This window comes from Erwinia sp. LJJL01 (assembly GCF_047300805.2).
Lineage (GTDB): Bacteria > Pseudomonadota > Gammaproteobacteria > Enterobacterales > Enterobacteriaceae > Erwinia > Erwinia aphidicola.
Map to the genome: position 1 here is coordinate 2948084 of NZ_CP178576.1, position 13000 is coordinate 2961083.

15 protein-coding genes are annotated in these 13000 nt (G+C 60.0%); 13 read left to right on the forward strand and 2 right to left on the reverse strand.

Going from position 1 to position 13000, the window contains the following annotated elements; genetic code table 11:
- Nucleotides 1-133: 133 nt before the first annotated feature.
- The 10 genes from hpxU to ACLI4M_RS14590 all read left to right on the forward strand — a co-directional run bounded on the left by hpxU (nucleotide 134) and on the right by ACLI4M_RS14590 (nucleotide 9021).
- Nucleotides 134-973, forward strand: a complete 840-nt coding sequence (gene hpxU, locus ACLI4M_RS14545; RefSeq protein WP_048917064.1) for a MurR/RpiR family transcriptional regulator HpxU — start codon at nucleotides 134-136, stop codon at nucleotides 971-973.
- 265 nt (nucleotides 974-1238) lie between these two features.
- Nucleotides 1239-2024 carry a transporter substrate-binding domain-containing protein gene (locus tag ACLI4M_RS14550; protein ID WP_133624366.1) on the forward strand — a complete coding sequence of 262 codons (786 nt, stop codon included), beginning with the start codon at nucleotides 1239-1241 and terminating at the stop codon, nucleotides 2022-2024.
- Between the two features lie 10 nt (nucleotides 2025-2034).
- Nucleotides 2035-2700, forward strand: a complete 666-nt coding sequence (locus tag ACLI4M_RS14555) for an amino acid ABC transporter permease (protein ID WP_133624364.1) — start codon at nucleotides 2035-2037, stop codon at nucleotides 2698-2700.
- Nucleotides 2701-3357: an amino acid ABC transporter permease gene (locus ACLI4M_RS14560; protein ID WP_048917061.1), complete on the forward strand. Its 657-nt coding sequence runs from the start codon at nucleotides 2701-2703 to the stop codon at nucleotides 3355-3357.
- Nucleotides 3338-4072: an amino acid ABC transporter ATP-binding protein gene (locus tag ACLI4M_RS14565; RefSeq protein WP_133624362.1), complete on the forward strand. Its 735-nt coding sequence runs from the start codon at nucleotides 3338-3340 to the stop codon at nucleotides 4070-4072. The genes ACLI4M_RS14560 and ACLI4M_RS14565 overlap by 20 nt, the downstream gene beginning before the upstream one ends.
- A gap of 143 nt (nucleotides 4073-4215) precedes the next feature.
- On the forward strand, nucleotides 4216-5451 hold the full coding sequence (locus ACLI4M_RS14570) for a pyridoxal-phosphate-dependent aminotransferase family protein (RefSeq protein ID WP_133625114.1): 1236 nt from the start codon (nucleotides 4216-4218) through the stop codon (nucleotides 5449-5451).
- The gene (gene hpxK, locus ACLI4M_RS14575) at nucleotides 5451-6719 is read left to right on the forward strand and encodes an allantoate amidohydrolase (RefSeq protein ID WP_133624360.1); all 1269 of its coding nucleotides are present in this window, start codon (nucleotides 5451-5453) and stop codon (nucleotides 6717-6719) included. Before ACLI4M_RS14570 ends, hpxK begins: the two co-directional genes overlap by 1 nt.
- Before the next feature lie 39 nt (nucleotides 6720-6758).
- Nucleotides 6759-7253, forward strand: coding sequence for a 2-oxo-4-hydroxy-4-carboxy-5-ureidoimidazoline decarboxylase (uraD, locus tag ACLI4M_RS14580; RefSeq protein WP_133625113.1), 495 nt, complete (start codon nucleotides 6759-6761; stop codon nucleotides 7251-7253).
- Nucleotides 7250-7585, forward strand: coding sequence for a hydroxyisourate hydrolase (uraH, locus tag ACLI4M_RS14585; protein WP_048917056.1), 336 nt, complete (start codon nucleotides 7250-7252; stop codon nucleotides 7583-7585). Before uraD ends, uraH begins: the two co-directional genes overlap by 4 nt.
- A gap of 107 nt (nucleotides 7586-7692) precedes the next feature.
- Nucleotides 7693-9021, forward strand: a complete 1329-nt coding sequence (locus ACLI4M_RS14590; RefSeq protein ID WP_133624358.1) for a nucleobase:cation symporter-2 family protein — start codon at nucleotides 7693-7695, stop codon at nucleotides 9019-9021.
- A 1-nt stretch (nucleotide 9022) separates the two neighbouring features.
- On the opposite strand, the gene ACLI4M_RS14595 is transcribed toward ACLI4M_RS14590, so the two are convergent.
- Nucleotides 9023-9790 (reverse strand): amidohydrolase, encoded by a 768-nt coding sequence (locus tag ACLI4M_RS14595; protein ID WP_133624356.1) that lies wholly within the window; start codon nucleotides 9788-9790, stop codon nucleotides 9023-9025.
- Nucleotides 9778-10938, reverse strand: coding sequence for a pyridoxal phosphate-dependent aminotransferase (locus tag ACLI4M_RS14600; protein WP_133624354.1), 1161 nt, complete (start codon nucleotides 10936-10938; stop codon nucleotides 9778-9780). The genes ACLI4M_RS14595 and ACLI4M_RS14600 overlap by 13 nt, the downstream gene beginning before the upstream one ends.
- Before the next feature lie 127 nt (nucleotides 10939-11065).
- Between ACLI4M_RS14600 and ACLI4M_RS14605 the strand changes: the two genes are divergently transcribed.
- The 3 genes from ACLI4M_RS14605 to ACLI4M_RS14615 are packed head-to-tail and all read left to right on the forward strand — an operon-like array spanning nucleotide 11066 to nucleotide 12905.
- The gene (locus ACLI4M_RS14605; protein WP_133624352.1) at nucleotides 11066-11680 is read left to right on the forward strand and encodes a methylthioribulose 1-phosphate dehydratase; all 615 of its coding nucleotides are present in this window, start codon (nucleotides 11066-11068) and stop codon (nucleotides 11678-11680) included.
- Entirely contained in the window at nucleotides 11677-12357 is a 681-nt protein-coding gene (gene mtnC / locus ACLI4M_RS14610; protein WP_133624350.1) for an acireductone synthase, read from the forward strand. Before ACLI4M_RS14605 ends, mtnC begins: the two co-directional genes overlap by 4 nt.
- Before the next feature lie 5 nt (nucleotides 12358-12362).
- Entirely contained in the window at nucleotides 12363-12905 is a 543-nt protein-coding gene (locus ACLI4M_RS14615; RefSeq protein WP_133624348.1) for a 1,2-dihydroxy-3-keto-5-methylthiopentene dioxygenase, read from the forward strand.
- Nucleotides 12906-13000 lie beyond the last annotated feature (95 nt).

A 13000-nucleotide genomic window follows, 5' to 3' on the forward strand; every position in this document is an offset into this window, starting at 1 on the left:
ATGGACGCAGGGAATTGAAAAACTGTCGGTCAGCACCGGTTTTAACAATAAATGTTTAGTGCGCCGCGCTACAGACGGGCACGTTATTTGTATATCATCCAGACCGTGAAACAAAAGTTACAGGGCAGAAGCCATGAAGCAGCTTGATGAACGCCTGCGCAGCCATTACGCACAGCTGTCGCCGCAGGAACAGCGTATCGCCGATTTTGCCTTTGACCATTTCGACGATCTGATCAGCTATAACAGCGCGGAGCTGGCGCGCCTGAGTGGGGTCTCGAAGGCTACGGTCAGCCGCCTGTTTAAGCGCTTGGGCTATGAAAAATATAAGGATATGCGCGACGAGCTGCGTACCCTGCGCCAGAGTGGGATGCCGCTGACCGACAACCGCGATGCAGTGCAGGGCAACACGCTGCTGGCGCGCCACTACAAGCAGGAGATGGCCAACCTCACCCAGTGGGTTAACGCTATCGATACCGGGCAGTTGGGAGAGGTGGTGCAGGCGTTGTCCAACAGTAAACGCATTTTTATCATTGGCTTACGTAACGCGTATCCGGTGGCGTTGCACCTGCGACAGCAGCTGCTTCAGGCCCGCGCTCAGGTGCACTTACTGCCGCAGCCGGGCCAGACGCTTGCCGAGGAGCTGGTGGATCTCACGCCCGACGATCTGGTGGTGGTGATGGCTTTCCGCCGCCGTCCGCGCATCATCCGCCCGCTGCTGCAGCAGCTGCAGCAGAGCGGCATCCCAACGCTGGCGCTGTGCGAGCCGCAGGCGCAGGGCGTCATTGCTCTGGCGCGCTGGCAGCTCTGCGCCCCGCTCGACAGCGTTTCGGCGTTTGACAGCTACGCCGCGGCCAACAGCCTGATCAACCTGCTGGCGAATGCGGTGCTGCATGAACTGTTAAGCGATGGCCGCCAGCGCATTCATCAGATCGCCGACCTCTACAGCCAGCTGGATGAACTGGAACAGCGCTAATGGGGCACTGTTTTGGTGCTTTGCATGATTTTGGGGCGCGCCATCGCGCCCCATTTTATTCCCCATCTCCTGCCTCTGCCCACCTGTTAATCCGCCGTGTCTTCCGTGTTTTTGTTGGCTAATTGCAGGCGAATAAACGCTTTTCCCTCTCCGCTTATCGCTTAAGACCAAAAATTTATGCAGTGTGCCGCGCGCTGGCACATTAGTTGCAAATAAATTCTTTAAGAATCTTTCGTTTCATGATGTATTAACCGGGGAAGTGAAGATGAAAAAAGGTTTACTCGCATTACTGGCTGGCGCCGTGCTGTTCACTCAGACCACCGTGGCGCATGCCGACCAGCTGCAGGATATTGAAAAGCGCGGCGTTATTCGTATCGCCGTGCCGCAGGACTTCCCACCGTTTGGTTCGGTCGGTACCGATTTACAGCCGCAGGGCTACGACATTGATATGGCGAAGTATCTGGCGAAGCAGATGAAACTTAAGTTGCAGCTGGTGCCGGTCACCAGCGCTAACCGCGTTCCCTATCTGCAAACGAATAAGGTGGATTTGGTCATCTCCAGCCTTGGTAAAAACCCGGAGCGCGAGAAAGTGATCGACTTCAGCCGCGCCTATGCGCCGTTCTTCCTGGGCGTATTTGGCCCGAAAGATGGCACGTTGAAAGATGCCGCCGAGCTGAGCGGCAAATCCATCGGTGTGACGCGTGGCGCGGTGGAAGATATGGTGCTGACCGGTATTGCGCCGAAAGACGCTGAGGTGAAGCGTTATGAAGATAACAACACCACGCTCTCCGCTTATCTGTCAGGGCAGGTGCAGTACGTGGCGACCGGTAACCTGGTGGTGGCCGCGATTTCCCGCCAGAACGCCGACAAAGCGCCGGTGGCAAAATTTATGCTGAAAGACTCACCGTGCTTTATTGGCATGAAGAAAGAAGAACCGGCCCTGAAGGCCAAAGTTGATGCGCTGATCGAGCAGGCGATTCAGGACAAAACTCTGAACGGCCTCTCTGAACAGTGGTTGAAAGCACCGCTGCCGGCTGACCTCGGCGCGTAAGGGCAGACTGATGATGGGGCAACTGAATTTTCCTGCACTGTGGCCCTACTGGCCGGAACTGATTTCCGGCCTGTGGGTGACTATCCAGCTTACGGTAATGGCAACGGTAGGCGGCGTGACGCTGGGGATCTTTGGCGCTGCGCTGCGCAGCGGCAAACCGACGGTGCTCAACCGCATTTGGGGTGTCTACGTTGAGCTGATCCGCAACACGCCGTTTGTGGTGCAGCTATTTTTTATCGTGTTTGGCTTGCCCAATCTCGGCCTGAAACTGACGGCGGGCGAAGCCGCACTGCTGGCGATGCTGATTAACCTTGGCGCTTACAGTACGGAAATTATCCGCGCCGGCATTCAGGTGACGCCGAAAGGCCAGTGGGAAGCGGGGCGCGTGCTTGGCCTGAGCCGCACGCAGACCTTTATCCGCATCGTGCTGCCGCCGTCGTTGAAACGCATTTATCCGGCGCTGGTTAGTCAGTGCATTATCGTGATGCTCGGTTCGTCGGTGGTGTCGCAGGTCTCTTATGAAGAGCTGACCTTCGCCGCCAACCTGATCCAGTCGCGCACCTTTTTGAGTTTTGAAGTCTACCTGGTGACCACGCTGATGTATCTGGCGCTGTCGATTGCCATGCGTCAGCTGCTGCTGGCAGCGGGACGGAAATGGTTTGGGGAGCAGCCATAAATGAACACCTTTACCGACTGGGACATTCTGCGCAACCTGCTGCTGGCGGCGCGCTGGACTATCGCGCTGTCATTAACCGCCTTTTTCGGCGGCACGCTGGTGGCGCTGCCGCTGGTGCTGGTGCGCCTCGGCGGGCGCGTCTGGCCTAACCGTTTCATCCGTGGCTATATTGAGCTGTTCCAGGGCACGCCGCTGCTGATGCAGCTGTTCCTCGCCTTTTTCGGCGTGGCGCTGTTCGGCATCGATGTGTCGCCGTGGACCGCCGCCTCGCTGGCCCTGACCTTTTACACCAGCGCCTTTTTGGTGGATATCTGGCACGGCAGCATCAAAGCGCTGCCAAAGGGGCAGTGGGAAGCCAGCCGCTGCCTGGGGTTAAGCTTCGGTCAGACGCTGCTGCGCGTGGTGCTGCCGCAGGCGCTGCGCATCGGGCTGGCCCCGACCGTGGGCTTTGCCGTGCAGGTGGTGAAAGGCACCGCGCTGGCTTCGATAATCGGCTTTATCGAACTGACCAAGGCGGGCACCATTCTGAATAACGTCACCTATCAACCGTTTAAAGTCTTCGGGCTGGTAGCGCTGGGCTACTTCCTGATGTGTTATCCGCTGTCGCGCTACAGCCAGTATCTGGAGAAGAAATTCAATGCCGCTCATCACCATTAATCAGGTGCAAAAATATTATGGCGACAACCACGTACTGAAAGGCGTGGATCTCGACATCGAAATGGGTGAAGTGATCTCGATTATCGGCCGCAGCGGCTCGGGGAAAAGTACCCTGCTGCGCTGCGTCAACGGTCTGGAAGGCTATCAGGAAGGCAGCATCAAACTCGGCGGCATGACCATCACCGACCGCGATTCCCAGGCGCGTGACATCAGCCGCTCAATCGGCATGGTGTTCCAGAACTTCAATCTGTTCCCGCATATGACCGCGCTGGAAAACGTGATGCTGGCGCCGCGCCGGGTACTGAAAAAAAGCGAAGCCGAGTGCCGCCTGCTGGCTACCCAGATGCTGGAAAAAGTCGGCCTCGCTGACCGTGTCGATTACTACCCGGCCAACCTTTCCGGCGGCCAGCAGCAGCGCGTGGCGATTGCCCGCGCGCTGGCGATGTCGCCGAAAGTGCTGTTATGTGATGAAATCACCTCGGCGCTCGACCCGGAGCTGGTGGGTGAGGTGCTGAAAGTGCTGGAGCAGCTGGCACAAGAGGGCATGACGCTGATTCTGGTGACGCACGAAATGAACTTTGCCCGTGAAGTGGGTGACCGCGTGGTGTTTATGCACCAGGGGCGCGTCTGGGAGCAGGGCGACAGCAAAACGGTGTTCTCCAACCCGCAAACTAATGAACTTAAACAATTTATCTCCTCGGTGCGCGGTCTTTAGGCTACTTTGTTTGCCATTTTGCACCTGGGCAGTGCTCAGAATCCTCACGTACTACGTGTACGCTCCGGTTCTTGCGCGCTGTCCGTGTGCAAACTGCCTGCACCAGTAACGCCCAAAGCGTTATCTACATATAGGAATCGATGATGGATTTATCTAAATTTAGCCAGATCAACCCGCCGCAGCGCCTGCTGATGGGGCCGGGACCGATTAACGCCGACCCGCGCGTGCTGCGCGCCATGTCCAGCCAGCTGCTGGGCCAGTACGATCCGGCGATGACGCAGTATATGAACGAAGTGATGGCGCTGTACCGTGGCGTGTTCCGCAGCGAAAACCGCTGGACGATGCTGATCGACGGTACCTCGCGCGCCGGGATTGAAGCAATCCTGCTGTCGGCGATCCGCCCTGGCGATAAGGTGCTGGTGCCGGTGTTTGGCCGCTTTGGCCACCTGCTGTGTGAGATCGCCCGCCGCTGCCGTGCGGAAGTGCACACCATTGAAGTGCCGTGGGGCGAAGTGTTCACCCCGGACCAGATTGAAGATGCGATCAAAAAAGTGCAGCCGCGCCTGCTGCTGACGGTCCAGGGCGATACCTCCACCACCATGCTGCAGCCGCTGGAAGAGTTGGGCGCCATCTGTAAAAAATATGGCGTGCTGTTCTACACCGATGCCACCGCCTCGCTGGCCGGTAACGCGCTGGAAACCGATGCCTGGGGGCTGGATGCCGTCTCTGCCGGGATGCAGAAATGCCTTTGCGGGCCGTCCGGCACCTCGCCCATTACCCTTAGCCCGGCGATGGAAGAAGCGATCCGCAAGCGCAAATGCGTGGAAGAGGGGATCCGCACCGACGCCCATCAGGACGGCGTTGACGAGATGATCTACTCCAACTATTTCGATCTCGGCATGATCATGGATTACTGGGGGCCGGAGCGCCTGAACCATCACACCGAAGCCACTTCTGCGCTGTTTGGCGCGCGCGAGTGCGCCCGCCTGATCCTCGAAGAGGGGCTGGATAACGGCATCGCCCGCCACAAGCTGCACGGTGACGCGCTGTTAAAAGGTATTCAGGGCATGGGGCTGGAAACCTTCGGCAACCTGCAGCACAAGATGAATAATGTGCTCGGCGTGATGATCCCGCAGGGCGTCAACGGCGACCAGGTGCGCAAGCTGATGCTGGAAGATTTCGGTATTGAGATCGGCACCTCATTTGGCCCGCTGATTGGCAAAGTGTGGCGCATCGGCACCATGGGCTATAACGCCCGTAAAGACTGCGTGATGCAGACCCTGAGCGCGCTGGAATCGGTGCTGACCCACCTTGGTTTCCGTACTCCCCAGGGCGCTGCCATGCAGGCCGCCTGGGATCACTACAGCGGGAGCCGCTAATGAACGCCTGCCTGATGAATGCCCCGGCGGCAGCGATTGCCGCCGAGCGCGTTATGTCCCGCTGCGATGCGCTGGCTGAAATCAGTGAAACCCCGGAATACCTCACCCGCGTCTATCTGTCGCCGGAGCATCTGCGCGCCAACGCGCTGGTCGGCAAGTGGATGAAGGCAGCGGGCATGCAGGTGTGGCAGGACAGCGTCGGCAATATCTGCGGCCGCTATGAAGGGCAGGAGACGGGCGCTAAAGCGCTGCTGCTCGGCTCACACCTGGATACCGTGCGCAATGCCGGGCGCTACGACGGCATGCTCGGCGTGCTGACGGCGATTGAGACCGTGCAGTATCTGCACGATCGCGGTGAGCGCCTGCCGTTAGCCATTGAGATTATCGGCTTCGCCGACGAAGAGGGCACGCGCTTCGGCATCACCCTGCTCGGCAGCCGTGGCCTGACCGGGACCTGGCCGGAAAGCTGGGTTACGCATCCGGACGGTAACAGCATTACCGTCGGCCAGGCGATGCGCGATATCGGCCTCAATCCCGATCGCATCTGGCAGGCCGCGCGCGACGCGGAAGATTTCGTCGCCTATCTCGAACTGCATATCGAGCAGGGGCCATGTCTTGAGCAAGAGCAGCTGGCGCTGGGGGTGGTGACGGCGATTAACGGCGCACGCCGCCTTAACTGCCGCTTTACCGGCGAAGCCGGGCACGCCGGGACGGTGCCGATGAGCCATCGCAAAGATGCGCTGGCCGCTGCAGCCGAATGGATGGTGTTTATCGAACAGTGCCCGCCGCAGCACAACCCGCAGCTGGTGGCGACGGTCGGCACACTGCAGTGCCATCCGGGGGCGGTGAACGTCATTCCCGGTGAGGTGGCGCTGACGCTTGATGTGCGCGGCCCGGAAGACCAGGCGCTGAGTGAGCTGCTCTCCGAGCTGCTTACCCAGGGTGAAGCCATTGCCCTGCGCCGTGGCCTGAGCTTCAGTGCCGAAGAGTATTACCAGATCCCGGCAACGCGCTGTGATGATGCTTTGCAGGCCGCGTTAACCCAGGCGGTCAACAGCGTGCAGGGGCGCAGCCTGTCACTGCCGAGCGGTGCAGGTCACGATGCCATCGCCATCGCCGAGCGCTGGCCGGTGGGCATGCTCTTTGTGCGCTGCGACCGTGGCATCAGTCATCATCCGGCAGAGTCGGTGACCACGCAAGATGTGGCGCAGGCGGTGCAGGCCTATGTACAGGCGGTGAATGCGCTGGCCTGTAGCCAGTCAGCGTAGGGTCGAGGCGTGCCGCGACCGCCATAACGGAGGCGAATGATGAAGTTAACAGAGTTCAACCAGGCCAGCGCCGCCGCTGCCCGGCACAGTATTGCACACTGCGTGGCGCTGCCAGACTGGTCCGCCGCGCTGGTGAATGGGCGGCCGTACTCGTCGCTTGATGAGCTGCTGGCCGGGGGCGAGCTGCTGGCGCAGGAGTGGGATGGCGCCGCACTCAATCAGGCGCTCTCAGCGCACCCGCGCATCGGCGAGCGTGCGGCAGGCGGCGGGAAAGAAGCCGCGATGTCCGGCAGCGAGCAGAGCCAGGTCAACAGCGCGGATGCCCGGCTGGCAGAGGCATTACGCGCGGGGAATGCGGCCTATGAACAGCGCTTTGGCCGGGTGTTCCTGATCCGTGCCAAAGGGCGCAGCGGTGAGCAGATCCTCGCCGAGCTGCAGCGCCGCCTGAACAACAATGCAGAGCAGGAGGAGCGCGAAGCCCTTGCCCAGCTGAGTGAAATTACCCTTTTACGACTGCAGGAGGCGTTTCAGTGAGCACCATTACCACACATATCCTGGATACCGCGCTGGGCAAACCGGCGGCAGGGGTGACCATCGCCCTTGAACAGCAGGGCAGCGAAGGCTGGCAGCCGCTGGCCAGTGGCGTCACCAATGGTGATGGCCGCCTCAGCGACCTGACTCCGCAGCCGCTGGCGCCGGGCCACTACCGCCTGACGGCAGAGATTGGTGACTATTTTGCCGCCGGCGGGCGTGAAACCCTGTACGTCAATGCGCAGATCAATTTCGTGATTGCCGCCACCGGCAGCCATTACCACTTACCCTTTGTGATCACCCCGTGGTCGTGGTCCACCTACCGCGGTAGTTAAATCCCGGGCGAGGCAAGCCATCGCCCCTACAACGTCTGTCAGGACGTGTTTTTCGTAGGGGGCAGGCATGCCTGACCCGTCTTACAGCAAATACAAAAGGCACTATTATGAGCGTCAGGCCAGAAGATACGCGTTATCCGGCAGGCAAGGCTTTTGCCTGGGGTTTACAACATGTTCTCACCATGTACGGCGGCATTATTGCGCCGCCGCTGATTATCGGCGCCGCTGCCGGGCTGAACGCCGCACAGCTGGGCGTGCTGGTGACGGCTGCACTGTTCGTCAGCGGCTGCGCCACGCTGCTGCAGGCGCTGGGCGTGCCGGGCTTCGGTTCGCGCCTGCCGCTGGTACAGGGGGTCTCCTTTGCCGGTGTGGCGACGATGGTGACGCTGGTGACCGGTGGCGGTGGGCTGCCGGTGGTGTTTGGCGCGGTGATCGCCTCCTCGCTGATCGGCCTGCTCATCGCCCCGCTGTTTGCTCACATCATCCGCTTCTTCCCCCCGGTGGTGACCGGGACCGTCATTACGGCGATCGGCCTGTCGCTGATGCCGGTGGCGGCCCGCTGGGCGATGGGCGGAAATCCGCAGAGCGCAGGCTGGGGTTCGACCAACAATATCGGGCTGGCGGCGGTGACGCTGGTCATGGTGCTGCTGCTTAACCGCGTCGGCAATGCGGCGGTTAAACGGCTGGCGGTGCTGCTGGCCATGGCGGCAGGCACCGGCATTGCGCTGTTTACCGGCCAGGCCGATTTCAGTCGGGTGGCGCAGGGCGACTGGCTGGCGCTGCCGGGAATACTCAGCTTCGGCATGCCGGTGTTTGACCTGGCGGCGATAGTGTCGATGACGCTGATTGTGCTGGTGCTGCTAACGGAAACCACGGCGGGGCTGATCGCCATTGGCGAGATTGTCGGCACGGATGTGGACGGCAAGCGCATCGCTCGCGGCCTGCGTGCCGATATGCTGACCAGCGCGCTGGCACCGCTGTTCAACTCCTTCCCGCAGAGTGCCTTTGCGCAAAATATCGGGCTGGTGGCAATGACCGGGGTGAAAAGTCGCTTTGTCGTTGCGGCGGGCGGGGTGATCCTGGTGCTGCTCGGCTTCTTTCCGCTGCTGGGTAGGGTGGTGGCGGCGATACCGCTGCCGGTGCTGGGTGGGGCAGGCGTGGTGCTGTTTGGTACCGTGGCGGCCAGCGGGATTCGTACGCTGGCGAAGGTGGACTACAAGGACAATATGAACCTGGTGATTGTTGCCACCTCGATTGCCTTTGGCATGATCCCGATTGTGATGCCGTCGTTCTACGACCAGTTCCCCGGCTGGGTACGTACCCTTTTCCATTCAGGCATCAGCGCCGCATGCCTGGTATCGGTCACATTGAACCTGCTGTTTAACCGGGTGGTACTGGAACGACCGGAAAAAACGGTCGTCCCCTATAAAACCTGAACTAGAAACTAAAGCTGTCCGCATCGCGCCATGCCGGGAACGTCTCACGGTATTCGCGCACCTTCTCCAGCGACAGATCGGCATCGAGCCGCGCTGGCTGATGCGGTTCACCGGCAGCGAGTATCTCACCCAGCGGGCTGATAATCCGGCTGTCCCCGCTGTACTGATGACCGTTGCCGTCCGTGCCGACGCGGTTACAGCCGGCAACATACGCCTGATTCTCAATCGCCCGCGCCTGCAACAGCGCCTGCCAGTGCAGCGCGCGCGGTGCCGGCCAGTTAGCGACGTAGAGCGCCAGGTCATAATCGTTCTGATTACGCGAGAAGACCGGGAAGCGCAGGTCGTAACACACCTGTGGCAGAATGCGCCAGCCGCGCCACTCGATAACTTCACGCCGCTCGCCCGCCAGGTAGTGCTGGTGCTCGCCCGCCATGCGGAACAGATGACGCTTGTCGTAGTGATGCACCGTACCGTTTGGCTCGACCAGTAAAAAGCGGTTAACCGCGCCTTTTTCCGTCTGCAGTGCGGCGCTGCCCGCCACCATCGCGTGGGCCGCTTTGGCTTTGGCCTGCAGCCAGCTCACCACCTGCGCTTCCGGCAGCGAGCTTTTCGCCGCCTCCATCGCAAAACCGGTGGTAAACATCTCCGGCAGGATAATCAGGTCACGGCCGTCGATTCCGGCCAGCAGTTCGTCGAAAAAGCGCAGGTTGGCTGCGCCGTCCATCCACTCCAGCGGTTGCTGAAGTACGGTAATTTTCAAAGTTGACACAGGCGCTCCGCAGCAGCATCCAGCGTGGCTTCCTGTTTAGCGAAGCACAGGCGGATCAGTTTATGGGGGAAGGCGTCGGCGCAGAATACCGACAGGGGAATTGCCGCGACGCCCACTTCTTTTGTCAGCCACTGGCAGAATGCCACATCGTCGAGATCGGAGATAGCGCTGTAGTCTGCCAGCAGGAAGTAGGTGCCCTCGCACGGCAGGATCTCAAAGCGGCTGGTCGCCAGCGCCTGCACGAAGCGATCGCGACGCGCGCGGTAGAATGCCGACAGCTCGCGGTAGTGCTGCGGCTCCTGCTCCAGCATATCGGCAATCGCCAGCTGTGCCGGGGTGTTCACCGAAAAGGTCAGATACTGATGCACCTTGCGCACTTCCGCACTTAACGCCGCCGGAGCCACGCAGTAGCCGACTTTCCAGCCGGTCATATGGAAGGTTTTGCCAAATGAGGAGACCGCAATCGCCCGCGCGCGCAGCTGCGGATGCGCCAGCACGCTGGCATGGCCGTGCTGATCAAAACAGATATGCTCGTACACTTCATCGCTCAGCACGTAGATTTCCCGCTGCGCAATAGCCTGCCACAGCGCGGCAAAATCCGCTCGCTGCCAGACGGTGGCCGACGGGTTGTGCGGCGTGTTGAGGATCACCAGCCGGGTTTTATCCGACAGCAGGGCCGTGAACTGCGCCCAGTCAACGCGAAAGCCCGGCGGCTGCAGCGCAATGCGCTTCATTACGCCGCCTGCCAGCGTCACTGCCGGGGCATAACTGTCGTAGCTAGGGTCAAAACAGATCACTTCATCGCCCGGGCGCACCAGCGCGGTGATGGCAGCAAACAGAGCTTCGGTCGCGCCGGAGGTGACGGTAATTTCGCTATTGGCGTCCGGCTGGTAGCCGTACAGCTCGGCGGTTTTTTTCGCAATCGCCTCGCGCAGCGGGGCAACGCCAGTCATTGGCGCATACTGGTTCGCCCCCTGGCTGACGTGGTGGGCCAGGCGCTGCTGCAGATATTGCGGGCCGTCAAAATCGGGGAATCCCTGCGACAGATTAATGGCGTTGTGCTGCTGCGCCAGCGCGCTCATCTGCGTGAATATAGTGGTGCCCAGCGCGGGCAGCTTGCTCTCTGGGGTGAACGACGTCTGGCTCATGGATCTCAACCCTTACAGTGCGGTTTTATGATGTTGGACTCCGAATATAACACGGTGATAGTATTTGGCAATCAAGACGCTTAGACGTCTATAACCATCCTTATCATCTTTCACACTAAGGAAAGAGATGACGCAAAGCTCTCAGTTAGATCAATTAGTTGCTGCCTGTCACTGGATTGGCGCGCGCGGCTGGGCGCCCGCCACCGGGGGCAATATGTCTGTGCGCCAGGATGCGCAGCACTGCCTGCTGAGTGAGTCGGGCAAAGACAAAGGCAGCCTGACGCGTGACGACTTTATCCAGGTAGAGATCGCCACTAATCACGTACCGTCCGGGCGCAAACCCTCGGCGGAAACCGGGCTGCATACCTTAATCTATCGCCTGTTCCCGCAGGCAGGCGCGGTGCTGCATACGCATACGGTGAACTCCACCGTGCTGTCGCGCGTGGAGAAAGGCGCGGCGCTGGCGCTGCAGGGCTACGAGATGCAGAAAACCCTCGCCGGGCAGAGTTCGCACCTCGACTGCGTGCCGATTGCCCTGTTCGACAACGATCAGGATATCGACGGGCTGGCGCAGCGCATTGAGCAGTTCGCCGCCACCACGCCGCTGCGCTACGGCTTCCTGCTGCGCGGCCACGGGCTGACCTGCTGGGGCAAAGACGTGAATGAAGCGCGTCGACATCTTGAAGGGCTGGAGTTTTTGTTCCAGTGTGAATTACAACGCCGCGTACTGGAGAGAACATGATCCGCGCCATCATCACCGATATTGAAGGCACCACCAGCGATATTCGCTTTGTGCACAACGTGTTATTCCCCTTCGCGCGTGAAAACCTGCCCGGCTTTATCGCCGCCAACCAGCATCAGCCAGCCGTGGCGCAGGCGCTTGACGATCTGCGAGCCGAAGTGGATCGGCCGCAGGCCAGCAGCGAAGAGCTGGTGGAGGTGCTGTTCGGTTTTATGGATCAGGATCGTAAATCCACCGCGCTGAAAGCATTGCAGGGCATGATCTGGCGTGCCGGCTATGAGAACGGCAGCTTTACCGGCCATCTGTATGACGATGTATTGCCCGCCTTAAAACGCTGGCAGCAGCAGGGTATCGCGCTGTATGTTTATTCATCCGGATCCGTAGCAGCGCAGAAATTGTTATTTGGCTACAGCGACGCGGGTGATATCACTGGACTGTTCAGCGGCTATTTTGATACCCACGTCGGCGCCAAGCGCGAGGTGCAGTCGTACCGCAATATCGCCAGCCAGATCGGGCTGCCGCCGCAGGAATTGCTGTTTTTATCCGATATTCATCAGGAGCTGGATGCCGCACAGGAAGCGGGCTGGAATACCGTGCAGTTAATACGCGGCGCACATGACAGCGAGAGCCGTCATCGTCAGGTCGCCGGTTTTGATCAGATTAACCAGGAACTGTAAAACTCATGAGCGCACTGACTATTTTTACCGAAACCGAAGCCACCACCCCGGTCTGGCACAGCACCGAGGCGGCAGAGATTGCGCAAAAGCTCAATGCCAAAGAAGTACGCTTTGAGCGCTGGGAAGCCGACCGCGATCTGGGTGAAAACCCGGATGCCGATACGGTGATCGAGGCGTATCAGCACGCGATCGATCGGCTGGTGGCAGAGAAGGGCTATCAGAGCTGGGATGTGATCAGCATGCGCGCGGATAATCCGCAGAAAGAGGTGCTGCGCAGCAAGTTTCTCTCTGAGCACACTCACGGTGAAGATGAAGTGCGTTTTTTTGTCGAGGGCGCGGGGCTGTTCTGCCTGCATCTCGACGGGCATATCTACCAGATCCTGTGCGAGAAGAACGATCTGATCTCGGTTCCCGCAGGCACGCCGCACTGGTTTGATATGGGATCGTCGCCGAACTTTACCGCGATCCGAATTTTTGATAATCAGGAAGGTTGGATCGCGAAGTTCACCGGTGACAATATTGCAGATGCCTATCCGCGCTTACCTTAATACGGGTGGTTGATGCGGGCTGCCCCGTAACTGCTGCGGGCGGACCGAAAAAGAGGGTCCGCCCCTACAAAACCGTAGGGGTCGACCTTTTTTCC

Bases quoted from the DNA above. Each gene is read 5' to 3' on its own strand.
- hpxU (WP_048917064.1), top strand. From the start codon at position 134: ATGAAGCAGCTTGATGAACGCCTGCGCAGCCATTACGCACAGCTGTCG.
- ACLI4M_RS14550 (WP_133624366.1), top strand. From the start codon at position 1,239: ATGAAAAAAGGTTTACTCGCATTACTGGCTGGCGCCGTGCTGTTCACT.
- ACLI4M_RS14555 (WP_133624364.1), top strand. From the start codon at position 2,035: ATGATGGGGCAACTGAATTTTCCTGCACTGTGGCCCTACTGGCCGGAA.
- ACLI4M_RS14560 (WP_048917061.1), top strand. From the start codon at position 2,701: ATGAACACCTTTACCGACTGGGACATTCTGCGCAACCTGCTGCTGGCG.
- ACLI4M_RS14565 (WP_133624362.1), top strand. From the start codon at position 3,338: ATGCCGCTCATCACCATTAATCAGGTGCAAAAATATTATGGCGACAAC.
- ACLI4M_RS14570 (WP_133625114.1), top strand. From the start codon at position 4,216: ATGGATTTATCTAAATTTAGCCAGATCAACCCGCCGCAGCGCCTGCTG.
- hpxK (WP_133624360.1), top strand. From the start codon at position 5,451: ATGAACGCCTGCCTGATGAATGCCCCGGCGGCAGCGATTGCCGCCGAG.
- uraD (WP_133625113.1), top strand. From the start codon at position 6,759: ATGAAGTTAACAGAGTTCAACCAGGCCAGCGCCGCCGCTGCCCGGCAC.
- ACLI4M_RS14590 (WP_133624358.1), top strand. From the start codon at position 7,693: ATGAGCGTCAGGCCAGAAGATACGCGTTATCCGGCAGGCAAGGCTTTT.
- ACLI4M_RS14600 (WP_133624354.1), bottom strand. From the start codon at position 10,938: ATGAGCCAGACGTCGTTCACCCCAGAGAGCAAGCTGCCCGCGCTGGGC.
- ACLI4M_RS14605 (WP_133624352.1), top strand. From the start codon at position 11,066: ATGACGCAAAGCTCTCAGTTAGATCAATTAGTTGCTGCCTGTCACTGG.
- mtnC (WP_133624350.1), top strand. From the start codon at position 11,677: ATGATCCGCGCCATCATCACCGATATTGAAGGCACCACCAGCGATATT.
- ACLI4M_RS14615 (WP_133624348.1), top strand. From the start codon at position 12,363: ATGAGCGCACTGACTATTTTTACCGAAACCGAAGCCACCACCCCGGTC.